Source organism: Kitasatospora sp. NPDC097691 (assembly GCF_040302665.1).
In the GTDB taxonomy this organism is placed as follows: Bacteria; Actinomycetota; Actinomycetes; order Streptomycetales; family Streptomycetaceae; genus Kitasatospora.
The window spans coordinates 44,415-68,017 of sequence record NZ_JBEORY010000049.1 but is presented as its reverse complement, the minus strand read 5'-3'; the positions used below and the strand labels follow the sequence as shown (position 1 = coordinate 68,017).

The 23,603-nt window shown below is 72.3% G+C and carries 23 protein-coding genes; 12 read left to right on the top strand and 11 right to left on the bottom strand.

What is annotated here, in order from left to right; genetic code table 11:
- Positions 1-115: 115 nt before the first annotated feature.
- Genes ABTY56_RS27965 through ABTY56_RS27930 form a run of 8 tightly spaced genes read right to left on the bottom strand, consistent with a single transcriptional unit; the run spans position 116 to position 7,139 of the window.
- A complete protein-coding gene (locus tag ABTY56_RS27965; protein WP_350631958.1) occupies positions 116-799 on the bottom strand; it encodes an IMP cyclohydrolase in 684 nt (227 codons plus the stop codon).
- 17 nt (positions 800-816) lie between these two features.
- Positions 817-1,365, bottom strand: coding sequence for a hypothetical protein (locus ABTY56_RS27960; RefSeq protein WP_350631957.1), 549 nt, complete (start codon positions 1,363-1,365; stop codon positions 817-819).
- Entirely contained in the window at positions 1,362-2,054 is a 693-nt protein-coding gene (locus ABTY56_RS27955) for a dTMP kinase (RefSeq protein ID WP_350631956.1), read from the bottom strand. Before ABTY56_RS27955 ends, ABTY56_RS27960 begins: the two co-directional genes overlap by 4 nt.
- On the bottom strand, positions 2,055-2,618 hold the full coding sequence (locus ABTY56_RS27950) for a type I phosphoribosyltransferase (protein ID WP_350631955.1): 564 nt from the start codon (positions 2,616-2,618) through the stop codon (positions 2,055-2,057).
- Complete coding sequence (locus tag ABTY56_RS27945) at positions 2,612-4,042, bottom strand: class I adenylate-forming enzyme family protein (RefSeq protein WP_350631954.1); 1,431 nt, start codon at positions 4,040-4,042, stop codon at positions 2,612-2,614. The genes ABTY56_RS27950 and ABTY56_RS27945 overlap by 7 nt, the downstream gene beginning before the upstream one ends.
- Entirely contained in the window at positions 4,035-6,173 is a 2,139-nt protein-coding gene (locus ABTY56_RS27940) for a beta-ketoacyl synthase N-terminal-like domain-containing protein (RefSeq protein WP_350631953.1), read from the bottom strand. Before ABTY56_RS27940 ends, ABTY56_RS27945 begins: the two co-directional genes overlap by 8 nt.
- 9 nt (positions 6,174-6,182) lie before the next feature.
- Positions 6,183-6,428 (bottom strand): acyl carrier protein, encoded by a 246-nt coding sequence (locus tag ABTY56_RS27935; RefSeq protein WP_350631952.1) that lies wholly within the window; start codon positions 6,426-6,428, stop codon positions 6,183-6,185.
- 45 nt (positions 6,429-6,473) lie between these two features.
- Positions 6,474-7,139 carry a cupin domain-containing protein gene (locus ABTY56_RS27930; protein ID WP_350631951.1) on the bottom strand — a complete coding sequence of 222 codons (666 nt, stop codon included), beginning with the start codon at positions 7,137-7,139 and terminating at the stop codon, positions 6,474-6,476.
- Between the two features lie 486 nt (positions 7,140-7,625).
- Here ABTY56_RS27930 and ABTY56_RS27925 point away from each other — a divergent pair, with 486 nt between their 5' ends.
- The 8 genes from ABTY56_RS27925 (at position 7,626) to ABTY56_RS27890 (ending at position 15,965) form a co-directional block, all read left to right on the top strand.
- Entirely contained in the window at positions 7,626-8,702 is a 1,077-nt protein-coding gene (locus ABTY56_RS27925) for a hypothetical protein (protein ID WP_350631950.1), read from the top strand.
- Positions 8,703-8,730: 28 nt separating this feature from the next.
- On the top strand, positions 8,731-10,050 hold the full coding sequence (locus ABTY56_RS27920; RefSeq protein ID WP_350631949.1) for a TldD/PmbA family protein: 1,320 nt from the start codon (positions 8,731-8,733) through the stop codon (positions 10,048-10,050).
- Complete coding sequence (locus ABTY56_RS27915; protein ID WP_350631948.1) at positions 10,050-11,396, top strand: metallopeptidase TldD-related protein; 1,347 nt, start codon at positions 10,050-10,052, stop codon at positions 11,394-11,396. The genes ABTY56_RS27920 and ABTY56_RS27915 overlap by 1 nt, the downstream gene beginning before the upstream one ends.
- A gap of 298 nt (positions 11,397-11,694) precedes the next feature.
- Positions 11,695-12,645: an ABC transporter ATP-binding protein gene (locus ABTY56_RS27910; protein WP_350631947.1), complete on the top strand. Its 951-nt coding sequence runs from the start codon at positions 11,695-11,697 to the stop codon at positions 12,643-12,645.
- The gene (locus ABTY56_RS27905) at positions 12,642-13,373 is read left to right on the top strand and encodes an ABC transporter permease (RefSeq protein ID WP_350631946.1); all 732 of its coding nucleotides are present in this window, start codon (positions 12,642-12,644) and stop codon (positions 13,371-13,373) included. Before ABTY56_RS27910 ends, ABTY56_RS27905 begins: the two co-directional genes overlap by 4 nt.
- Positions 13,374-13,415: 42 nt before the next feature.
- Complete coding sequence (locus ABTY56_RS27900) at positions 13,416-14,183, top strand: ABC transporter permease (protein WP_350631945.1); 768 nt, start codon at positions 13,416-13,418, stop codon at positions 14,181-14,183.
- Positions 14,184-14,237: 54 nt separating this feature from the next.
- On the top strand, positions 14,238-14,702 hold the full coding sequence (locus tag ABTY56_RS27895; RefSeq protein WP_350631944.1) for a CYTH domain-containing protein: 465 nt from the start codon (positions 14,238-14,240) through the stop codon (positions 14,700-14,702).
- Positions 14,703-14,804: 102 nt separating this feature from the next.
- The gene (locus tag ABTY56_RS27890) at positions 14,805-15,965 is read left to right on the top strand and encodes a pyridoxal phosphate-dependent aminotransferase (protein WP_350631943.1); all 1,161 of its coding nucleotides are present in this window, start codon (positions 14,805-14,807) and stop codon (positions 15,963-15,965) included.
- Positions 15,966-15,998: 33 nt separating this feature from the next.
- On the opposite strand, the gene ABTY56_RS27885 is transcribed toward ABTY56_RS27890, so the two are convergent.
- The 3 genes from ABTY56_RS27885 to ABTY56_RS27875 are packed head-to-tail and all read right to left on the bottom strand — an operon-like array spanning position 15,999 to position 18,535.
- Positions 15,999-16,556: a hypothetical protein gene (locus ABTY56_RS27885; RefSeq protein ID WP_350631942.1), complete on the bottom strand. Its 558-nt coding sequence runs from the start codon at positions 16,554-16,556 to the stop codon at positions 15,999-16,001.
- Complete coding sequence (locus ABTY56_RS27880) at positions 16,553-18,175, bottom strand: WXG100-like domain-containing protein (RefSeq protein WP_502893201.1); 1,623 nt, start codon at positions 18,173-18,175, stop codon at positions 16,553-16,555. The genes ABTY56_RS27885 and ABTY56_RS27880 overlap by 4 nt, the downstream gene beginning before the upstream one ends.
- 30 nt (positions 18,176-18,205) lie before the next feature.
- Positions 18,206-18,535, bottom strand: coding sequence for a WXG100 family type VII secretion target (locus ABTY56_RS27875; RefSeq protein WP_350631940.1), 330 nt, complete (start codon positions 18,533-18,535; stop codon positions 18,206-18,208).
- A 720-nt stretch (positions 18,536-19,255) separates the two neighbouring features.
- On the opposite strand from ABTY56_RS27875, the gene ABTY56_RS27870 reads away from it, so the two are divergent.
- The 4 genes from ABTY56_RS27870 to pyrE all read left to right on the top strand — a co-directional run bounded on the left by ABTY56_RS27870 (position 19,256) and on the right by pyrE (position 23,510).
- Positions 19,256-19,786, top strand: a complete 531-nt coding sequence (locus ABTY56_RS27870; RefSeq protein ID WP_350631939.1) for a DUF2617 family protein — start codon at positions 19,256-19,258, stop codon at positions 19,784-19,786.
- Positions 19,787-20,054: 268 nt separating this feature from the next.
- Complete coding sequence (locus ABTY56_RS27865; protein ID WP_502893202.1) at positions 20,055-21,593, top strand: polyamine aminopropyltransferase; 1,539 nt, start codon at positions 20,055-20,057, stop codon at positions 21,591-21,593.
- Positions 21,594-21,877: 284 nt separating this feature from the next.
- On the top strand, positions 21,878-22,930 hold the full coding sequence (locus ABTY56_RS27860; protein ID WP_350631937.1) for an SRPBCC family protein: 1,053 nt from the start codon (positions 21,878-21,880) through the stop codon (positions 22,928-22,930).
- A gap of 43 nt (positions 22,931-22,973) precedes the next feature.
- The gene (gene pyrE, locus ABTY56_RS27855) at positions 22,974-23,510 is read left to right on the top strand and encodes an orotate phosphoribosyltransferase (protein WP_350519638.1); all 537 of its coding nucleotides are present in this window, start codon (positions 22,974-22,976) and stop codon (positions 23,508-23,510) included.
- Positions 23,511-23,603: the final 93 nt, after the last annotated feature.

The window sequence follows — 23,603 nt, the reverse complement described above, 5'->3', positions numbered from 1 at the left end:
TGGGATCTTGGGGGTGCTCTTGGTGGGGCGGGGGGGCTGGTGTGGGGTGTGGTGGTGGGCCTGCTCGGCGGGGGGGCGCGGGGTGGTCGCCGCCCGGCGGAGCAGGGGGGAAGCGTCAGGCGGAGCGCTGGATGGCGGCGGTCGGGCCCTGGCTCGGGTCGAGGACGACGGCCGCGACCCGGAGCTGCGGGTTCAACGCCGACCAGATCTCGTCCAGCAGTTCCTCGCCGTCGCGCCCGGACACCGTGGTCTCCTCGAAGGGCCTGGCCACCGAGACGGTCCGGCCGTCCGAGAGGTAGGTGGTCAGCAGCACGGCTTCGCCCGGCTCCAGGTCCCGCACGGTCAAGGTCATGACGTTGGTGGACAGCCTGAGGCCGCTGCTCGGACGGGCCGCGCCGAGCACCGCCGTACGGCCGCCGTCCCGGCTGAGCAGGGCGGTGATGCGCGAGGTGCGGATCGGCGGGTCGGGCTCGTATTCGAGTTCGCCCAGCGAGTCGGCGGCGGACTCGCCCTTGCGCAGTCGGTCGGTCACCTGGGAGACCTGCTCACCGTTCCCGAAGACCAGCCAGTCGTCGGTGGCAGTGGCGGCCGCGTAGTGCCGCAGCGGGTCGTGCTCGGTGGCCGCGGTCGGGCCCACCACCAGTTCGTCGCCGACCACGCGCAGGGCGCGGTCCTTGGAGGCGGCGCTGCGGCCGGTGAGGAAGTAGCCGCCGAGCACGGCACCCGAGTGGGTCCGGGCCACGAGCACGCCTCGGCCCGGGTACGGGTTCGAAGCCAGCAGGGTCTTCAGGTCAGTCATGGGTTGTGCCTTCTTCGTCAGTTCGAGCGCGTGGTTCGGAGCTCGTCGATGCTGAGCAGGGCGGCGAACGGTACGCCCAGCCGGGCCAGCCGTTCGGCCGCCCCATTCTGTCGGTCCACCACGACCCACGCGCCGACGATGTGGTGGCCCAGTTCGCGCAGGCGCAGCGTGCACCGCTCCAGGCAGGCGCCCGTACCGGCGACGTCGTCCACCAGCGCGAAGTTGCTCGACGGCGGGACGGCCGTGCTCAACACGCCCGTGATGCCGTGCACTTTGGGCTCGCGGCGCAGCGTGCGGGCCGCGAGCCGTCGGCCCTGGTCGAGCGCGGCCAGGGAGACGGATATCGCCAGCCCGCTGCCGGCCGCCGCCTCCCCCGCCACGTGGTCGGCGCCCGGCGGGATGCGCCGCGCCAGCTCGGCGGCGGCTGCCGCGAGCACTCCGGGGTCGCCGAGGATGCGGTGTCCGTCGAGGTAGTCCGGCAGCAGTGTGCCGTCGCCGCGCCGCGCCGCGACGAACGGGTCCGTGTTGCGGATCGCCAGCGCCAGGGCGGCACCGCTTCCGGTCACCGGGCGGCCTTCGCCGCGAGCGCCTCGTCCACCCAGCGGGTGACCTGCTCGGCCGTCTCCTCGATGCCGGTCGCGGAGGTGTCGATGCCCCGTAGGTAGCCGGCCTCCTCCAGTCGGCGGAAGCCCGCGTACACCCGGCCCATGTGCGCCAGGTCGATCGGGCGGTCGGCCTCCTCCGGCCTGGCGCGGATGCGGGCGACGGCCGTCTCCAGCGGGCAGTGGACCAGGACCGACAGGTCGGGCTGCGGCAGGTGGCCCGCGGCCTCGACGAACCACGGCTCGAACTCCTGCCCGCGGGCCAGCATGTTGGCCATGGTGGTGTACAGGTAGCGGTCGCAGACCACCACGCCACCGGCCATCAGGTGCGGCATCATCACCGCGTGCGCGTGGTACATGCGGTCACCGAGCGTCAGCAGGTAGAGCGCTCGGTAGAGCTCCTCCTGGGCGCCGCCGATCTCGGAGAAGCCCCGGAAGACCTCGTGCGCGCGGGCGCTCGGGGTCGGCTGGAAGGTGTCGAGGACGTCGTGACCGGCGGCCCGCAGCCGTGCGCCGACCCGGCCCAGCAGGGTGCTCTTCCCGGCGCCGTCGGTGCCTTCGATCACGAGCAGCAACCCGGGGGCGGACATCGGCATGAGCGCGGGCAGACCGCCGAGTCGATCGGCCGCCGCCGCAGACGTTGCGTTGGACATTCACGCGATCCCTTCGACTACGTGCACCGTGTCGGGTGCCACCTTGATGCTCAGCAACGAGTGGACGGGGACGCCGAGTTCGCGCTCCAGCAGCTCGCGGCCGCCGTTGTCGGCCTTCTCGACCACCACCGCCACCTGCGTCACCTCGGCGCCCAGTTCGCGGACGGCTCCGATCAGTGCGGCGACCGTGCCGCCCGTGGAGAGGGTGTCGTCGATGACGCAGACCCGGTCCCCCTGCTCGATCCCGTTGACGTTCAGGGTGCTGCGGTCGTACTCGCTGGAGAAGCCGATCCGCGGGCTCGGGAAGTCGTACGGGTAGTGCCTGGCCATGGCCAGCGGCAAGCCGGTCATCAGGGAGAAGGCGGTGCCGATAGGCGCCCCCTTCTCCTCCTCGACCAGGACCTTGTCGACGCCGGTCAGGTCGACCCGGGTCCGCAGGTGGGACGTCACGTACCAGAGCAACTCAGGCCGCAGTGCGGGCAGTTGGTCGCACAGCTCGTTCACGGTCGTCAGGTACGAGCCGGTGTCCAGGACACCCGCTCGCAGGTACACATCTCTCAACATGAGGCGCCGCCCTTGTCGAAGTGCTGTCGGATGGCATGGAGGTCGGGTTTGCCCGAGGCCGTACGCGGGGCGGACGGCACGATGAGCCAGCGGCGCGGCACCATGAAGGAGCTGAGCCTGTGTCGCAGGTGCTCGGCGAGGTCGCCGACGCGCAGGGTCTGTGGATCGCCCTCCACGAGCGCCCCCACCACCTCGTTGCGGAGGCTGTCCTCCAGGCCGAGGACGACCGCGTCCTGCACCTCCGGGTGTTCCAGCAGGGCCGCCTCCACGGTCTGCGGTACCACCTTGGATCCGGCCACGTTGATCAGTGTCTTGGTGCGGCCGGTGAGGTGGAGCAGACCCTCGTCGTCGAGGTAGCCGAGATCGCCGGTGTCGACCGTGCCCGGGTGCTCGGCCGGACCACCGGGAATCGGCAGGCGTTCGCCGGCCGGACCGATGTACCAGGACGGGCTGCCACGGCGGGCCACCACGATGCGGCCGACCCGGCCGGCGTCCAACGTCCCGCCCCGCTCGTCCAGCACGCTGATCCGGACACCGGGGAGGGCGCCGCCGACCGCGGACGGGACGTCCCGGGCGTGCCGGTGGTTGACGGTCGCGATGCCGCCCTCGGACAGCCCGTACTCCTGGACCAGTGGCACGCCGACCGTCCGCAGCCAGTCCGCGGCGAGGTCCGCGTGCAGCGGAGCGCCACCGGTCATGGGGATCCGGACGCCGGCCAGCGCGCCCTCCTGCACCCGCGGGGACCGCAGCAGTGCGCGGAACACGTACGGGGTGCCGCACACCACCTCCGGCCGGTACCGGGTGGAGAGCAGCGTGATCGCGGCGGGGTCGAACGTGGGGACGACGAGGGTGGGCGCACCGGTGGTGAGCGCGGCGAGGAAGAGGCCGGAGGCGAAGCTGTGGGCGACGGGAGTGCCGCACAGCAGCGGCCGGTCGGGGGTGAGTCCGATGGCGTCGGCAACCGCGTGCGCCTCGTCGAGCAGGTTCTCCTCGCTCCTCGGCACGCCCATGGCCGTCCCGGTCGTGCCCGAGGTGAGGTGCACCAGGGTGGCGCCGTGCCACCACGGCGGCGAGCCCGCCCCGACCGGGACCGGGTCGTCGGTCCGGCCGATCACCACGGATGCGGAGAAGCCCGCGGCCTGCCGGACGACGGCGGAGCGGGGCATCGCCGGCGGGAAGCAGACCACGCCGACGCCGTTCGACCGGAGTGCCAGGAAGTCGACGAGCCAGGCGGTGTCACTCGGGCGGTGCAGCGCGGCCACCGGGCTTTCCGGACCGGTCGCGCCGGCCAGCTCGCGCGCTCGTTCCGCGACGGCGTCGGCGAACTGGCGCCAGGTCAGTTCGACGGTGGGATCGGCGACGGCGAGACGGTCCGGCCGCTGTCGGGCGTGCTGGGTCAGGAAGGAGACAAAGGCGTCAGACACGATCGATCCGGTGGTAGCGCACCACGGCAGAGGGCGCGGCCCCGGCCGTGGTCACGACGGTCAGGGACGACAGCGGTCCGGCGGCCAGGTGCACCAGTGCCCGGAGGTGGCCGTCGAGGGGGGAGGCCGCGCCGGCGTCGGACCGGATCGGACGGCAGCGCGAGGCCAGCGCGGTGAGGAGTTCCTCCTGCTGGCCGCTGTCCAGGCCGGCCGGGTCCAGCCACACCTCGTCGGCCGGCTCGGACCGGTCCAGGTCGCGGACGGCCGCGAGCAGGGCCTGCGCGGTCCGCGACCGTGAGGTCGGAGCGATCCGGCGACGGTCGGCCAGTTCCACCACGCTGCCTGCGGCGGCGGTTTCGGGTGTGCCGAGGAGCAGGACGGTGGCGGCGGCCGGTACGGCAGGGTCGGTCTCAAGCCGCCACAGCCGGTTCTCCGGGGCGTCGTAGCCGGCGGCCAGCACTGCGTCGACCCGGCCGTCGCGCACCGCGTCGGCTGCGGAGAGCAGTGCTTCGACTCCGCCGGTGGGCCCGATGAAGGACTCCACCCGGCCGGTGATCCGGAACGCGGCGGAGCACAGGGAGGCGGGCACGTTGTAGGTCGACCGGGCGAAGTCCAGCGGGTCGACGGCCCGGCCGCCGCGCTGCCGGATCGCGGTCTGCATCCGCGCGTGGTTGGCCTGGCTGCCGAAGGCGGTGCCGGTGAGCAGTCCGCCGGACCGGGCGAGCCCGGCCGTCCGCGGCTCGGCCGCGCCCAGGGCCGCGCCGACGGCGCTGCCGAGGAGCTCGGTCACCTGCTCGGGCGCGGGCGTCCGGGCGAACTCCGGCACCAGCGGGTCGCCGGGGACACGGGCCGTACCGGGGTCGCCGTCGACGAAGGCGGTCACCTGCGGTGCACCCTCGCCGGCCGCCCGGGCCGCGAGTTGCACCAGGACCCGTCGGCGCGGCGGGCGGGTTGCGGCCTGCGGCCGGCCCGGGCGGTCGAGGACCACGGTGCAGTTGGCCCCGCCGAAGCCGGAGGCGTGCACCAGGGCCGGTGCCGCGGGTCCGGGGGTGTCCGTGGCCAGCGCCAGGGTGCCGAAGGCCGGGTCCGGCTCGTCGACGCCCAGGACCGGCGGCAGCTCGGAGCGGCCGATGGCGTCGATCGCGGCGATGGCGGAGAACAGTCCCGCCGCTCCTTCGGTGTGTCCGCAGCCGCTCTTGGTGGCGGTCACTGTCGGGCGGCCTCCGGACGGCCGTAGCACCTCCGCCACTGCGGCCGCCTCGGCAGCGTCGCTCGCGACGGAGGCCGTTCCGTGCGCGTGGTAGACGCGGATGTCCTCGGGCGCGAGGCCGGCGTCCCCGAGAGCGTCGCGCAGGGAGCGGGCGATTCCGTCGGCGCTGGGGGTGGTGATGTGGGCGGCGTCGCTGCTGCCGCCCCAGCCGGCCAGGACCGCAAGGATCTCGGCGCCCCGCGCCCGGGCGTGCGCCTCGTCTTCGAGGATCAGGAAGGCCGCGCCCTCGGCGAGGACGAACCCGGAGCGGTCCTTGGCGAACGGGCGGGTCGTGGTCGGGCTGAGCAGCCTCATCGAGTGGAAGCCCGCGAAGACGACCTCGGTCAGGACGTCGACCGCACCGACGGCCATCACCTCGGCTTCGCCGCCACGGATCCGCTCCGCGGCCCAGGCCAGGGCCCCGGTGGCCGAGGCGCAGGCGGAGGAGAGCGTCGCGTGCGGGCCGTCGAGCCGCCAGCGCTCGGCGAGCCGGAGCGCGGGGCCCTCCTTGAGGAGGGCGGTGGTGTCGGTCCCGGTCGGCAGCCCGGGCCGCGTGGCGTCCAGCGTCTCGTCGGGGAGGTGCCAGCCGGCGCTGGTGGACGCCACCACCAAGCCCGCGGCCGGCACGGCGCCCGCACCGAGGCCGGCCCGGGCGAACGCCTCGGCGAGCGCGAGTCCGGCGAGCTCGGCCGGGCGGTTCCGGCTGTCGAACGGCAGCCCCGGGGCCTCCGCGTGGTAGACACCGGGGTTCCGGTAGCCGTCCGGGGAGAACACCCGCGGCGGTTCGCTCGGCCGGCCCGAGCGCAGGCCCGCGGAGAGGGCGTCGATGCCCGTTCCGAAGGGCGACACGCAGCCGAGCCCGGTCACGACGATCTGTGCCATGGTCGCGGCCTAGTTCCCGCTCTGCAGGCGCTCGACGAGGACCGTCAGGTCCTCGACGGTGCGTACGGCGTCGAGATCGGCATCGTCGATGCGCACGTCGAAGGTGTCCTCCACGTCGACCAGGAGTGACAGGCGTTCCAGGGAGTCGATGCCCAGGTCGGTCAGCTGGTCCGCCGGCCGGATGTCACGTCCCACGAGCTCCTCGCTGCGCTTGCGCAGCACGTCACAGAGCGAAGCGAACACCGGATGATTCATGCGAGTGACTCCAAAGATCGAAGGCCGGGGACCGAGCGGAGGTGCTCAGTGGAAGTTCGGGTCGACCCGGCCCATGTGCAGCAGGCCGACCTTCAGCTGCCGGTCCGGCCCGTAGGTGTTGTAGAAGGTGCCGGCGTCCGTGTCGTAGATGCGCGCGTTCGGCCGGCGTGACCTGCCGCGGACGAAGAGCGTCACGCAGGGTTCGGTGTCACTCTCGTTGACCACCTGGTGGGCGAGCCCCGTGGACATCGAGTTGGCCATGCCGGTGGACAGCACGTGCTCCCTGAGGGGCTCCACCCGGCAGGTGCGCTCCTCCTCGTCGAGGTCGAGGACCTCGAACTGCCGCTCGCGGTACGCGCCGCTCAGGATGACCGTGCTGCAGTCCCACTTGTGGCTGTGCACCTTCTCGACCGCGCCGCCGTTCTGCAGCCGGGTCTTGAAGCGGTGCAGGCGTACCCGGAACCGGTCCTCGGCGTCCATGTGAATGACGAACTTGTCCATCAGGATGCGCGGGTAATTGGAGTGGGGCGCAAGTGACTTGAAGAGCGCGTCGTCTGCGGCGATCTGCTCGGTGCGCTCCTGCAGGATCTCCCGGTCGGCAGCCGCCTCCAGCAGGATCCGCTCGACCACGGGCGCCTGGGTGCCGTCGTAGTCGGTCGCCGACCAGTCCACCTCACGCTCCAGCGAGCGCACGAAATCACTCCACCGCATGGGAACTCACCTCTCGCCATGGATCGACAGAGATGTGACCCCGTTCCCGACGCGCATACACACCCCCGAGCTCATAGCCATTGGAGGTTCCTACAGATCAAGGCCCTCCTGGCCAGGCAGGGTGAGACAATCGCACAATTGCAAACCATCAACAAGGTGTTTTTGTCGAGTACATTGAGTGATCCAGATCACGGTGACCGATGATCACGGCTCGGCCTACACTCGCCGCTGCGTCAGCCGGTGGCCGGCGCCACCACCTTGAGCCAGCCCTCGTCGCCGAGCCGGGTGGGCAGTTGTTGTCCGACGGGGGACGCATGGCAACACGGACGTTCCAGCACCTTCCCCGGTCCTGACCGGCCGCGGCCCCGATCCGGCCGCGGTCCACGCATGAAGCACGGGCCCGTACGCCGACGGCGACCAGGCTCAACCATGTCCGGCGGCACCGATGACGATCCGTCGGACACCGGGCGGCACCAGGGAGAACGCATGAACACCCCCGATCTGGCCATCATCACCGAGCGCAAGCTCGCTGCCGTACAGCCGGTCGCCGACCGGCTGCTCGCCGAAGCCGACGTCGTGGACGCCTACTTCGGCGGCAGCCTGATGGCGGGCTTCGGCACCTCGCGCAGTGACGTCGACCTGTTCGTCATCTCCGACCGTCAGGCCGGCCCGCTCCCCGCCCAGCACATCCACGACCGCGAACGGCTCGACGTGGAGATCCGCAGCCCGAAGGACATCGATCGGCTGCTGGAGAAGTTCTCCGACTACCGCGTGTCGGACGGCAACTGGACGCAGGCCACCCCGGTCAAGGACATCGACGACGCGGTGCGGCTCGCGTACAGCCGACCCGCCACCCCGGACGGTGAGGCCGCCCGGCTGCGCGAGGCCATGCGCGACCGCCTCCCGGTGATCCGCCGACTGCTGATCAACCGGGCGTCGATCGAGTGCCTGATGCTCCTGGAGGACCTGTTCGGCGCCCGGGAGATGGGCGACTGGGGAGCGGCGAGCCTGCTCTCGCGCCAGCTCGTGATGGAGGCGCTGCAGGGCTACTTCGTCGGCTGCGGCGAACCGTACATCGGCCACAAGTGGGTGTACGCGAAGCTGGACCGGCACGGTGTGGACAACGGTCTGCGCGAGGTGGCCGTCCCGCTGCTCGAGGCCGCCGACGTCAGCACCCCTGAGCTCGCCGCCCGGGTGGTCGACGAGCGGATCGCACTGGCCCAGAAGCTGCTGTCCGTCGCCAGCACCCTCGGCTGGAACACGCCCGACGCCGCGTGGTGGACGCAGTGGACCGGCGGCACCGGCGGCTTGGCGAGGCAGCAGGAGTGGGTGCCGATCCGGTTCGGCGACGAGGTCAAGTACGAGAGCCCCAACGCCCGCATGCGACAGCTCACTCCGGAGGCCACGGTGCTCTGGGCGGCGCTGGACGGGCGTCCCACCACCGACGGTGTGGCGCAGGCGCTGAGCGCGCTCGACCACCTCGGACGTCCGCAGCAACCGGAGGCGGTGGCGGCGTTCGCCGAGCGGCTGGCCGCCAGTCAGCTGGTGGCGGAGCTCGGCTGACCGGGCGCTCGAACCGGGGATGACCATGATGGACGACCGCGCAACGGACGTTGCGTCCGCACCGGAGCTCTACACCTCGACGACGCGCAGGTTCGCAGCCGCCGTGATCCAGGACCGGATCGACGAACTGTCGGCGGTCGTGGACACCGGCACGGCCGTACGACACCGGTCGGCGGACGGCGCCCCCTGCCACACCACCACGACCGGGGACGCCCTGCCCGACCTGCCCTCCGGCTTCCGTTCCCTGGGCGAGACCCACCACGCCGCGGCGCGGGCGACGGCCGACTCGGTGTACGAGCGGAGCGTGGCTCCCGACGACGCCGTGGAGCTCCTCGCCCGGATCCGGGCGGGGGCCCGCCGCCAGTCGGCCGACGTCACGTTCGTCCAGGTCAGGTTCGAGGAGTTCGCCCAGTGCATGACGGTCAGTCGGCCCGGTGAGGAGCCGCGTCAGGACACCCGTCGGCGGGTCCGGACCGTCGTCCGGACCACCGCGACCCGCACGGGCACGACCCGCACCAGCAGCCTCATGACGGCAGCGTCGGGCTGGGACGAGCTGCTGGAGCGGGTCGCGGCGGACTGCCCGGGCCGGCGGGCGGCCGAACTCGCCACCGGCCTGCTCACCGCAGACCCCCTGCCCGACGGGGAGTTGCCGGTCGTCTTCGCCGGTTCCACCGGGGCGGCGCTCATCCACGAGGTGTGCGGTCACGCGCTGGAGGGCGACCTGCTCGCCGACCGGCGCTCGCTGTTCGCCGACCGCTCCGAACCCGAGCTCGCCTCCGCCGTCCTCACCGTGCTCGACGACCCCCGCCTCGGCGGCTGGGGTTCCTACGAGTTCGACGACGAGGGAACCCCGGCGCGGCCCGTCGCCCTGGTCGAGGCCGGCCGCCTCACCGGGCAGGTCACCTGCCGCGAATCGGCCCACCGGCTCGGTGTCCCGGCGAGCGGGCACGCCCGCCGGATCGACTACCAGCAGCCACCGCTGCCGAGACTGAGCAACACCTCGGTCCGGGCCGGCGCCGAGCGCCCGGACGCACTGCTGTCCGGCATCGGGCACGGGGTCCTGGTGACGGAGGTCGCCGGCGGCCATGTGAACCCCATGACCGGGGAGTTCACCGTCCAGGTCACCACCGGGCGGGCCATCCGGGACGGAAAGCCCGCCGAACCACTCGGGTCGGGCACCGTTCGGGGCAACGTCCGCACGGCGCTGGCCGCCATCAAGGCCGTGGCGGACGACGTGTCGGTCTCCGACGCCGTCTGCGTCAAGCGCGGCCAGCACGTCCCGGTCTCGTTCTCCTCCCCGAGCCTCCTGGTCGAATCCGGACTCCGACTGTCAGGAGGGCGGTTCTGATGCCCCGACCGAACGACCGCGACCTCCGCGAACTCGCCGAATCCGTCCTGGCCGAGCGGCCGCCCGGCACGGACGTCGAGGTGTACGTCCGGGTCGAGGAACAGGACGAGGTGCTCTCCGAGAGCACCGGCAGCCCCCGCACGCTCACCCGGGGCGGCACCGGGGTCTCCGTCCGGGTCGCCGCCGGATCCCGGATCGGCTTCGCGGCCACCTCGGACCTGTCCCGGCACGGCCTGCGCCGGGCGGTCGAGACGGCTTCGGCACTGGCCCGGCTGGCCGTACCCGGTCCAGGACTCCCCACCCCCGACAGGCTCGCGGGACCGTCCGGACAGGACGGAGCGGCGGGCACGTCCGAGCGCGAGGGGGCGGCGCCGGGAGGCGGCGGACCGGCGGCCGACGGCAGCCCGCACGCGCAGCTGGCGGAGCTGCTGAGCCGGGCGAGGGAGCTGGGCCTGACGCCGGTGACCGCGGCGGTCACCACCACGCGCCGGCACCAGATGGTGCTGTCCACCCGAGGCGTCGACACCCGGAACACCTTCGACTGGGCCCGGTCGCACCTGACCGCCCAGGTGGCCGGTCCGTCCGGCCGACCGAGGCAGCTGCTCGCGGCACGGGTGGCCGGGACACCGGGGCCACCCCGGTCGGACCTGGTGACGGACCTCTCCGCCGACCTGCTGCCGCTGCGCGACCTGCCCCTGCTGCGACCACCGGCCGGCACAGCGCTCCTCCTGGAGCCCTTCGCCGCCGCCAAACTGCTCAGGCCGCTGGTCTGGGCGCTGGACGGAACCGCGGTGCGGGCCGGGAAGTCACCGATCAGGATCGGCGACCCCCTGTTGCCGCCCTGGCTGGAACTGGTGGACGACGGGCGGGTCGGCGGTGGGCCCCTCGGGGCGGTGACCGACGACGAAGGCATGCCGACCCGCCGGGTCGCACACACATCGGGAGGCGCGGTCACGGCCCTGCTGGATCCGTGGCGTCCTGACGACCCCGGTGGCGGCGGGCAGGTGCGCCGGTTCGGCTGGGCCGAGCGCCCTCGGCCGGCCGCCGCGAACCTGAGCCTCTCCGCCACCGGCACCGGCACACCGGCCACCGACGACCGGTACATCCGGGTACTGGACCTCGGCGGGGTCGAGTCCTCGTACAACCGGGCCACGGGCGACTTCCAGGCACAGCTCCAGGGGATCCTCTGCCAGTCGGACGGAACGCCCGAGGGATATGTCCAGGCGCCGTGGTCCGACAACGTCGTGAAAGCGCTGCGGAGAATTTCCTGGACCGGCCCCGAGTGTCGCTTCTTTCCCATGGAGTCAGCCATCGGCGGCAGGCGCACGAGAATCGAACCGCCCTAGTCCGAACACGGCCGGGAAAAGGCGGTGCAGAATTCGCTGCACCGCCGTTTCGGCGTGCCGTTTTTCCGCCGCAATTACCCGCCGATATTTTTTCGGATAGCGGGTTGGCAGGCCCGGTAGACGCTGCTAGCGTTGCCGCAGTCATCGAGATGGAAAGGGGGGGCAAAAATGGGCGACATCATCGAGTCGGAGGAGATCCACCACAACAACGCTGCGTGATTGTGGTAATCCCGAGGCGGCGCACCCGACGGGTGCGCCGCCCACCGTTCATAATTCCTTTGATCCTGCCGAGGAAGCCGTGGTCTCCGAATTCGCCATCGAGGCGTCCAAGCTGACCAGGACGTACCAGAAGTCCCGGAAGGCCGGCCTGCACACCGCCCTCGACGGCGTGACCTTCCGCATCCCCGAGGGCGCCGTGGTCGGCCTGCTCGGCCCCAACGGTGCCGGGAAGACCACCACCGTCAAGATCCTCACCACGCTCCTGGAGCCGACCTCCGGCCGGGCGCACGTGCTGGGGCACGACGTCACCACCGACCGCCGGGCCGTACAGCGACTGGTCGGGGCCTCCTTCGGCGGCGACAGCGGTCTCTACACGCGGCTGACCGCGCGGGACAACCTCCGGTTCTTCGGCACGATGTACGGACTCTCGGGGCGGGAGCTCGACGCGCGGGTGGACGGCCTCCTGGAACAGGTGGGCCTCCTCGACCGACGGGCCGACCGGGTCGAGACCTTCTCCTGGGGCATGCGCCAGCGGCTGCACATCGCCCGCGCGCTGGTCCACGACCCGCGGGTGGTCATCCTGGACGAACCGTCCTCCGGCCTCGACCCGCAGTCCGTGCGCGGCCTGCGGGACCTGGTGCGCACGCTGCGGGGCAACGGCCGCACCCTGCTGCTCACCACCCACGACCTCGCCGAGGCCGAGGAGCTGTGCGACTCGGTCCTCATCCTCGACGGCGGCCGGATCGTCCGGGAGGACTCGCCCACGGAGCTGCGCGCGGAGAGCGCGCGCCGCCTGGGCTCCTGCATCGAGCTGGCCCTGACCGACGACCCGGGGGAGGCGTTCCTCGCCGAGTTCCCCTCGCTGGTCCGATCCCATGTGGACGGCTTCTCCTACCGGCTCTTCTGCACGGACTCGGCGGCCGGCCTCGCCTACGTGATGGACCGGGTGCCCAAGCTCATCCAGCTCGTCGAGGTCGCCCCGCCGACCCTCGAAGAGGCGTACCTGGACCTGCTGGAGGGGACGGCGTGATCAGGGCGTTCGCAGCAGGGCTGGTCGCCCAGCTCCGGATCTCGGCCGTGACGCCGCTCGCGGTCGCGTCGGCGGTGCTCAGCCCGCTCGCCTACGGCATCCTCGTGATCAGCAGCGGCTCGGCCCCGGACATCGGCATCACCACGGGCATCGCGGCCGCCGGGATCTGGACGACGACGCTCACGTCGGCCCTCTTCGCGGTCCTCGGCGAACGCCGCGCCCGCACGCTGCAACTCCTGGTGACGGCGCCGACCTCGATGGCCTGGCCCCTGCTCGGACGCGTGGTCGGCGGAGCCGTACAGGGCCTCACCGCAGTACCCGCGAGCCTCCTCGCGGTCAGCCTGATCTGGCAGGTCCCCGCATTCGGCGATCCGGTCATCCTGGCCGCCGCCCTCCTGCTCATCCTGATCGGCTGCGCGGCGATGAGCGCGTTCCTGGTCGGATTCCTCGTGCGGTACCGGTTCTTCGCAGGAATGATCAACGGGTTCTTCGGCCTGGTGACGTTCCTGACCGGAATGTTCGTCCCGGTCGCGGCGCTCCAGCCGGCGGGTCGCCGCATCGCCGAACTCCTGCCGCCGACGTCGGCGATGTCCGCGGTGCGCGAGCAGTCGTACGCCGAGCTCGGATTCGGCTGCGTCGTCCTTCTGCTGTGGCTGGTGGCCGCAGTCTGCTATCTGTCCCTCGCGGAACGGCGGATTCGCCGGATTTCGTCCGCGTTCTTGGCGTGAGCTGCGCAGGGGCAGGAATGCCGGTCGATCTGGAGTATCACCATGGGTAGGTTCTGGCTGTCGGCGCGACTCTCCTATCGAGCGCTTTTCACGTGGCTGAATCCGGCGGGATACGTGGCATCGCGCTTCCTCGCCCCGATCTTCACCGCGCTGCTCTTCGCGACGGTGGCCCGGCACTCCGGCAACGACGTGCAGCGGCCCGTGGTCGGCGGCGCCCTGATGGCCGTGGCCGCCGCCGCGCTGTTCGGCGTGACCCTCGCCGTGACCAACGAGCGCTTCTACGGAACGCTCGGCGCCTGGCTGTCCTCACCCCAGGGCCTGGTTTCCAGCCTGCTCGGCAAGTCGGTGACCCACGCGGTCGACGGACTGCTCAGCGCCGCGGTGACCTTTGCGGCGACGGCCACGATGTTCGGCACGGCGATCTCTCCCGGCGATGCCCTGGCACTGCTGATCAGTGCCGTCACCGCGGCCGTCAGCGGTACCGGGCTGGGCATCCTGCTGGCCGCGCTGGCGGTGGCGCTGCGCGACACGTTCACCCCGGCGAACATCGGCCAGGCCGTCCTGACCGTGGTCTCGGGCGCCTTCGTTCCGGTCACCCACCTCCCGGCGTTCATTCAGGCCCTCTCCCCGTGGCTGCCGTTGGGCCATGCGGTGGACGCCGCCCTGGTACACCTGGAGCGGGGCGGGTTCGACTGGTCCGCCATCGGCCTGGAATGCCTGGTGGGACTGGCATGGGGAGCGGCCGGCCTGGTGATGTTCGCCTGGATGACCGCTCGTGCGCGGCGCCAGGGGTCCTGGGATCTGGTCTGAGCCTTCGGGCGACGGTGCGTGGACGACGGTACGTGGACGAGGAGAGTCACGGTCATGGGCGTGGAGATCGAGCGGAAGTACCTGGCGGACCGGCCGGACCTGGAGCCGACCGCACCCGCCGGCGAGCGGATCCTGCAGGGGTACGTGGCGCTCGGCCGGAAGGAGGTCCGGTTGCGGTGCCACGGCGAGCGCTACTTCCTCACGGTGAAGGAGGGCTCGGGCCTCGTCCGCACGGAACTCGAGGTCGAGCTGTCCGCGGAGCAGTTCACCGAGCTGTGGCCCGCGACGGACGGCGCCCGTCTGGAGAAGACCAGGACGCCTGTGCCACTCGGCCCGACGACCGCGTACCTGGACGTGTACGCCGGCCCGTTGCAGGGCCTGCGCACCGTCGAGGTGGAGTTCGGCTCGCCCGCCGAGGCGGAGGCGTTCGAGCCCCCGGCCTGGTTCGGGGAGGAGATCACCGGACAGGACCGCTACCGGAACCAGGCACTGGCCGTCGGAGGTTCGTCGGCGCGGTGACGTAGCGCTCGACCGGGTCGTACGGCACGGCCCGACGGACTTGTCCGCGCGTCCGCTCGCCCCGGAGGATGGACCCCACCGACGAGCCACGAGGAGCCGGACATGAGTGCGAGGCCGCTGTTGAACCGCCGACTGGCCGGAATGGGCACGACGATCTTCGCCGAGATGTCCGCCCTGGCCACGGCCACCGGTTCGATCAACCTCGGGCAGGGCTTCCCGGACACCGACGGACCCGAGGAGATCCGCGAGGCCGCCGTCCGCGCGCTGCGCGAGGGCCACGGCAACCAGTACCCGCCCGGCCCCGGCATCCCCGAGCTGCGCACCGCGATCGCCGAGCACCAGCAGCGCTTCCACGGCCTCGGGTACGACCCCGACACCGAGGTGCTGGTCACCGCCGGAGCCACCGAGGCCATCGCCGCCACCCTGCTCGCGCTGCTGGAGCCCGGCGACGAGGTCATCGCCCTCGAACCCTTCTACGACTCCTACGCCGCCTGCATCGCCATGGCCGGCGCCACCCGCCGCCCGCTCACCCTGCGGGCCCCGGACTTCCGCCCCGACCTCGACGAGCTGCGCGCCCTGATCACCCCGCGCACCCGGCTGCTGCTGATCAACACCCCGCACAACCCCACCGGCACCGTCCTGACCGCCGACGAACTCGCGGCCATCGCCGAACTCGCCGTCGAGCACGACCTGCTGGTGGTCACCGACGAGGTCTACGAGCACCTGGTCTTCGGCGCCACCCACCACCCGATGGCCGCCCTCCCCGGCATGCGCGAACGCACCGTCACCATCTCCTCCGCCGGCAAGACCTTCTCCTTCACCGGCTGGAAGGTCGGCTGGGTCACCGCGAGCCCGGCCCTGGTCTCCGCCGTGCGCACCGCCAAGCAGTACCTCACCTACGTGAGCGCCGGCCCCTTCCAGTACGCCGTCGCCGAGGCCCTGCGGCTGCCCGACGCCTACTTCGACACCCTCCGCGCCGACCTGCGACGCAAGCGCGACCTGCTGGTCGACGGCCTCACCGCGGCCGGGTTCCGGGCTTTCACCCCCGAGGGCACGTACTTCGTCACCACCGACATCACCCCGCTCGGCGAGAAGGACGGCATCGAGTTCTGCCGCGCCCTGCCCGAGCGGTGCGGCGTGGTCGCGATCCCCAACGCCGTCTTCTACGACGACGCCGACGCCGGCCGTAGCCTGATCCGCTTCACCTTCTGCAAGAAGGATGACGTCCTCCGGGAGGCCGTGTCCCGTCTGCAGCGCCTCTGACCGGCGCGCCGGCCGGCCGGCCGGTTGTCGACGTCAGCCGGTCGGATGGTCGAAACGGTCCCAGCCCGCCGCATCCAGCGCATCGAGGGCCCGGTCGTCCAGCTCGACGGCCGGGGTCAGGGACAGGTGCTTCCGCCAGGTGCTGCGCGGCACCATGGTCATGCCGAAGTCGATGAAGCCGTTGGTGAAGCGGAAGCTGGAGCCGCCGCGTTCGTAGAGGCGGAGCAGGGGCTCGAACGGATCCGGCAGCGGGCGCAGTTGCACCCCGGGCGTGCTGGTCAGGGCGGCCCACTGTACGGCGGCCGCGCCGCTGTCCATGGCGTACGACGAGCAGGAGGCGTCGTCGATGAAGCTCTCGATGTCCGCGATCACCGCCGGGTCGGCACGGACGGAAGGGTCCACGATCTCCGCGAGGTCGAAGAAGGGCCACATCTGAGGCTCTCCGTAGGCGTCGAGCCAGAGCGCGGCCCGCCGGAAGTACTCCTCCATCAGCGCAGCGCGCGAATAGCCCTTTTCGATGGCCTCGCCAGGGGACTTCCAGTTGACAGCCTTGAGGCGATCAACCATCGACTGCACAGCGTCGGAACTCACTTGAGGTCGTAACCTTTCGCCCGGAGATGGGATTTAATCGCGTCGACCAGAACGTCGAGATTCGAGAGATCGTCGGCAATCGGAACGGGCGGAACCTCGATACCGTACTTCTTCCAGATCCAGAGCGAACTGGTTATGTTGTCGCTCGAGAAGTCAATCTTATCAAAGCTGTTGGGTGCCAGCTGGTGGGCGCTGAAGTGTTCGGGATGGGCTTCCGGCCTGGCGCCCACCCAGCAGTCGGGGTGGCTGGGCAGATACGGGAGACCGGCTTCGAAGAGCTTGGCCTCCACGTACTCGTGGGCTATGACGGAGCGGATGATCTCGATTTTGTCCTTCGGTGCCGGGATGCCCTTCACGATGGCGTTCCAGCGCCGTGCGATCTCCCACTCGGGTTCGAAATAGACGTCCTTCATGACGTTTTTCTCACCCGGGCCGACCTGAACGTCATGGCGGTTCACCATGAGGTTGTTCTTCGCGACTTCGACGATTCGCGGATCGACCTTGGCGTCCGTGGCCACCTCCGCGATGTCGTCGGTCCTGGTGCGGTACTCCTCATAAAGCCTGACGGCCCTGGGGTCGATTCCCGTACTGCTCTCCGGATCGTGCACATACCGTGATCCGGATTCGGAGACCCACGGTTCGGGAGCGCCGTCAGGTGCGCGCGAGAAGCCGTTGGCCTCGGCCCCCGTGAAGCTCGGGCGGCGCTTCGGGGTGCCTCCGGGTGCGGCGGCGGCGCCGACTGCGCCGACGATGAGGTCCAGGGGCATGACCGGGCCGGTCTTGAAGGCGGCGTCGTAGCCGTAGGTGAGGCCGGCGCCGGTGACCATGCGGCCGGGGAGGGTGTCGGCGGCGTTGGCGACCTTGGCGAGGCCGTTGAGGACGACGGAGGCGCTCTCGGCGCTCTCGGCCGCGGCAGCCACGGCGCGTCCGCCGGCGCCGAGGCCGCCGCCGGCGGCGCCCATGATGCCGCCGGTCTTGGCGGAGTCGGCGGCCTCGGTGAGGCTGTAGCCGCCGTCCCCGAAGAACTCCACCCGGATCGGCTGGGCCACGGCGAGGTCCACGGCGATGGCCTCGACCGAACCGAAGACGGCCCCGACCAGAATCGTGGCGGCGATCGTGGCGACGACCTCGGAGACCGCGACGCCCACCGACGCGGCGGTGGCGACGATGCCCGCGGCGGTGGCGGCGGCGATGTCCGCGGAGATGCTGAAGGTGACGAAGGCGAGGGCGGCGCCGACGACCAGGGTGCCGCCGACGATCGCGGCCTCTTCCTCCAGCTTCTTGATCGCCTTGTCGACCTCGTGGGCGAACTCGCGCAGCGCCTTGGCCAGGCTGCGGCACGCCTCCGCGGTGTCGGGCAGCCAGCCCTTGCCCTTGCCCGCGCTGTCCTTGCCGCCGTAGTAGCGGCCCCAGAACTGGCCGAAGGCGTCGATCGCGGGGCCGTGGTTGTTGGCGACGATGGCGGCCGCGGCCTGGTTGGTGGGCGCGGTGACGTTGTCGATGGCCGTGGCCATCGCCTCCCACGCGTCGGCGACCTTGCGCAGCTTGTCGGGGTCGGCATCCGGCCACCACATGCCGGTGACCTTCTGGACGGCCTTCGCGACCGTCGACTCACCCACCGGCCGACCCCCGACTGGGAACGGACCGGATCACGACAGCAGGTTCTTGGCGTGGTCGTCGGCCCCGGCATGGTTGTCGGCATGGGCGCGCAGCCCCGCGCCGATGCTGCCGAGCCCCTGGACCAGCACGTCCAGCGCCGAAAGCACCTTGTCGTGCGGACCGTTGTAGGCCGCCGCGAACTCGTTGCCCTGCTTGTCACCGCCCCACGGACTGCCCGCGTCGGCCAGGCTGCGCCTGAGCGTGTCCAGCGCCGTCTTCAGCGCCTTGCTCTGGTTCTCGAAGGTCGGTGCGGCGTCCGTCAACTCCCCCGGCCGGACCTTGAACTCCGGCCCACCCGCCTTCGCCCCGTCATCTGCCACAACGACACCCCCATGCTGTCCGCACCTCGGATCAGTGCGAAGAGTGAGATGACGCGGGAAGCTGACGCAGTTTCGAATGACGCCCGTGAGGCGGGTCACACCCGGCATGCCGCGCCGGACGACGCCGACGCCGACGCCGTCCGTAGCCTGATCCGCTTCACTTTCTGCAAGAAGGATGACGTCCTCCGGGAGGCCGTGTCCCGTCTGCAGCGCCCCTGAGGGGCCGCGCGCCCCCTTTCGCGCCTCCCGACGACGGCCGACGCCGACCCGGCACCTATCCTGAGACGCCATCAACTGGCGTGTTCGGACTGCCCGTTTGCTGCCTCCTGGGCAAAACCGACGGCCTGTCCGGCACGGCGCCGCCGCCCTCCCCGCCCCGTGCGTGGAGGGCGGCGGCGCGTGATGCGCGCTGGCAGCGCACAACCGGCGCGCACGGCGCGCAACCCGGTGGTAGGGGCGCGCGCTGTGCAAAGTCGCACACCGGGTCGATCAGAGCCGGGAAGCAGGTGTGCTCGAAACGGTGAATGCTTGACAAAGTTGGGTAAATCACCGGCGGACCCGGCGTATTCGTGCTTCTCTGCTGCTGAATCTCCAGCCGGAATCCTTCCTTCCACGGTCGGCCGCGCCCAGGGCCGCACAGCCACGAACAGCCTCGCCATCGCCTAGGCCTACTCGCTGCTGCTCGGCGGGCGCGCACGGAGCTGAAACGCGGAGCCGAGCATGCTCACCACACTGCAGACCTCCTACACGGACACCCGCGCCGGTGACCTGGCCTGGTGCCTCGGCGGCGACCCGCTGCCCGCGCTCGCGGTCCGCGACCTCAGACTCGACGGAGGCGGCCGTCCGGGCGCCACCGGCGCCCTCCAGCTGCGGCTGCTGGGCGCCTCGCACCAGGTGGTGATCGACGCCGGTCCGGGCCGGTGCCTGGAGACCGTCGCCTGCCTGCCCGGCCGCCGCACCCCGCTGCCGGCCCGGGTGGCCAAGCAGGTCGGCGGCTGGGAGTACGAGTTCGCCGCCCGGATCGAGGCGCTGCCACCGCACGACTTCGCCGCCCGCGCCCAGGAGCTGCTGGCCCTGGTCGAGGGCCACCCGCGGGGCCTCGCCGGAGTCTTCCCGGGCGACCCGAGCGCCTTCACCGCCCTGGTCACCCAGGGCGGCACCGAGCGCCTGCTCTGGCGGACCTGGCACGCCTACCCGCAGGAGGGGCAGCTGGTGTGCACCCGCTCCTCGCTCGTGGTGCCGGGGCCGTGACTGTCGAAAGCCGGGACGGAAGCACCGATCCGGACACAGGCTGCCAAGCGAAGTCCTTCGAATCGCACGCAGGAACGGTTCGTCAATCCGACATGGCCCACTGTCCGTCGGATGGGCGCAGCTATCCGTCCCGCACGTCCCCTAGCGTTTGTTCGTGATCAACCATCCGGCCGGTCCGCCCGCACGCCCGCGAGTGGACCTCGACGACGGCACCCCACCCCGGCCCGGGCACGGCCTCGCCCCACTGCCCGCCCGCCGTCGATCCCGGATGCGATCCCGCCCCCGGCTCGCCCGGCTGGCCGTCATGATGGCCGCGTTCGTCTGCGCGGCCTGCGGGCTGGTCTACGAGCTCGAACTCGTCGCGCTCGGCGACTACCTGCTCGGGGACACCGTCACCCAGACCTCCGTCGTGCTCTCCGTCATGGTGTTCGCGATGGGCCTCGGCTCGCTGCTCGCCAAGCGGCTCACCCGCCGACCCGCCACCGCCTTCGCCCTGGTCGAGTGCGCGCTCGCCCTCACCGGCGGCCTCTCCGTCCTCGCCCTCTACTCCTGCTGGGCCTGGCTAGGCCGCTACCAGGCCGCGATGGTCGGCCTCACCTGCCTGATCGGCATCCTGATCGGCGCCGAGATCCCCCTGCTGATGACCCTCGTCCAGCGGATCAGGCGCGAGGACGCCGGCCGCGCCGCGGCCGACCTGTTCGCCGCCGACTACGTGGGCGCACTGATCGGCGGCCTCGCCTTCCCGTTCCTGATCCTGCCCACGCTCGGCCCCGGCGACGGCGCGCTCCTCACCGGCGCCGTGAACGCCGTCGCGGGCGCCGCCCTGGTGCTCTGGCTCTTCCGGGAGGAACCCGCCCCGCGGATACGACGGCTGCTCTGGGGCGGCTGCCTGCTCGTCCTCGGCCTGCTCGCGGCGGCCGCGGCCGGCTCCGACGCGATCGAACGCGCCGCCCGGCACGCCCTCTACGGCGGCCAGGTCCGCTTCGCCACCCGCAGCCGGCACCAGGAGATCGTGCTCACCGGCCCCGCCGAGGGCCCGCTGCGGCTCTACCTCGACGGACGGCTAGCGGTCTGCGGGCCCGACGAGTACCGCGCCAGCGAGGGCCTGGTCCACCCCGCCATGGCCGCCGGGCCGGACACCCGGATCCTGCTGCTCGGCGGCGGTGACGGGCTCGCCCTGCGGGAGGTGCTGCGGCACCGCGGCGTCCGCTCCGTCCGCCTGGTCGACGCCGACCCCGTGCTTCCCCGGCTCGCCCGCACCGACCCCGGGCTCGCCGGCCTCGGCGGCCACTCCCTGGACGACCCGCGGGTGCACACCACCGCCGCCGACCCGATGGCCTGGCTGCGCGGCGCGGGCGCGAACGCCTCCGAGGACGACGGACCGTACGACGTGGTCCTCGCCGACCTGCCCGCACCGGCCGACGGCGGGCCGGTCAAGTTCCATTCCCAGGAGTTCTACGGCCTCGCCACCCGGCTGCTCTCCCCCGGCGGCCGCATCGCGGTCCGGGCCGGGAGCGACCTGGACGGCCTCTGGCGGATCGACTCCGGCCTGCGCACGGCCGGCCTGCAGACCGCCCCGTACGCCGTCCCGGGCAGCCCCAGCGCCACCTGCCGCCCCGGCCCGCCGGACGTCTCCGGGCAGAACTACCTCCTCGCCGCCGCCACCCGCCCCCCGCTCGCCCTCGCCCCCGACGCCTCGCCGCCCCGGGCCCTCACCCCCGACACCCTCCGCACCTCCAGCGCCCGTCTCACCGCCCTCCGCCCCGTCCGCCCCCCGGCCGCCCTCACCCTCCTCAGCCCCCACTGACCACGAGCCACCGACACACGCCCGCGACGGACCCGGGCCGGGCCGGACGGCTGCTCGGACGGGGAGCCCCGCTGTGGCCCGCCCTCGGTGGAGGGGGCGACGCGGACGGTGCGGCAGCCCCCCGCGCACGGCGCATCGAGCCGCCGCCCGGCCCGGGGCGGGGCCTCGTCCTCGGTGCACCGGGGACCCCGGGGGCCGCGGGCCGGGGTGGGGCGGGTGGGGTGGGGAAAGTCGGGTGGTGGTGGGTAGGGACCGGGCGGGGTTGGGTCGGTAGGCTCCGTGGCATGGAGCATGAGGTTGTCGTCCCGATGCCCGCCGAGCTGGTGCGGCAGGCCTTGCAGGATCCGGCGCTGCTGGCGCGGAGTGTGCCGGGGCTGAGCACCGAGCCGGCTGCGGTCGGGGGCGGACCGGCCGAGGAGATCGGCGGGCGGCTGAAGCTGCGGGTCGGCAGCTCCACGATCACGTACAAGGGCGTGCTGTCGCTGATCGAGGGCCGGGAGGGCGTTCTGACCGTGCTCGCCGAGGGCCAGGAGGCCCGGGGCAGCGGCGAGGCGACGGCCACCGTCCGGGTCAGCGTCGCGGACCGTGCCGAGGCCGGTACCGCCGCCATCCGCTTCACCGGCGACCTGAGCGCAACCGGTCGGCTGACCGAGTTCGACGAGGAGACCCTCGACGCCACCGGCCGCCGCCTGCTGGACCGGTTCGCCGCCGCCCTGGTCGCCCCGGAGGGCGAGCAGGGCGGGGACCGGGACGAGGACTCCGACGCCGAGGCGGGAACCGAGCCCGGAGCCGAGACCGGGGCCGAGACCGGGACCGAGACCGCCGGGGTGTTCTTCATCGAGGACCGCCAGGACGAGCCCGGCGACGACCTCGACGACGACCTCTCCGACCTGATCGCGTTCTCCGACGCCGACGCCGAGCGCTTCGGCCTCCCCACCGGCTCCGCCGACGAGGACGAGGACGGGGACGGGGAGCGCGACGAGGACCAGGACGACATCGACGCCGGCACCGCGGAGCAGGACGCCGTGGCCGAGGAGATCCCCGTCGAGCCGCTCTTCGCCTACGAGGAGGAGCCGGCGCTCACCGGCCCGGTGCGCCGCAGCATCGTCGGCCGGTCCGCCGAGGAGGTGGACCACGCCCCGCCGCGCGGCCCGTACGCCCCGGCGCTGCCGGCCCGCAGTGCGCGGGCCCGGGCGGCGTCCCGTTGGGGCGGCGAGGCCGGCGGGATCGTGGTGCCGGGCACCGGCGGCCGCAGCGCGGTGCCGTGGGTGATCGGCGGTTCGGTGGCGCTGCTGGGCGGCGCCGTGGTGCTGGTCAGGGCGCTGCGTCGCCGCTAGTCGGGAGCGCCGGGGGCGTCGCCAGGCCCTAGACTGAACGCTCATGAGCAACGACCGCGACGCCCTGCTGGCACAGATCAAGGACAAGGCCGTCGTGCACGGCAAGGTCACCCTCTCCTCCGGCAAGGAGGCCGACTACTACGTCGACCTGCGCCGGATCACGCTGGACGGCGAGGCCGCCCCGCTGGTCGGTCGGGTGATGCTGGACGCGACCTCACACCTGGAGTACGACGCCGTCGGCGGGCTGACCCTGGGCGCCGACCCGGTGGCCGCCTCGATGCTGCACGCCGCCGCCGCGCGCGGGCAGAAGCTGGACGCCTTCGTGGTCCGCAAGGCCGGCAAGGCGCACGGCCTGCAGCGCCGGATCGAGGGTCCGGAGGTGAAGGGCCGCCGGGTGCTGGCGGTCGAGGACACCTCCACCACGGGCGGCTCGGTGCTGACCGCCGTCGAGGCGCTGCGCGAGGCGGGCGCCGAGGTGGTCGGCGTCGCGGTGATCGTCGAGCGCGGCGGCGCGGGTGCCGTCCAGGAGCAGGGCCTGGAGTACGTGACCGCGTACACCCTGGACGACCTGGGTCTCTGAGCTCCGGACGACCCCGCGTCCCGGACACAGCGCGTCTCCGAACCACAGCACGTCTCCGGACACAGCACGTCTCCGGACGACCCCACGAACGAC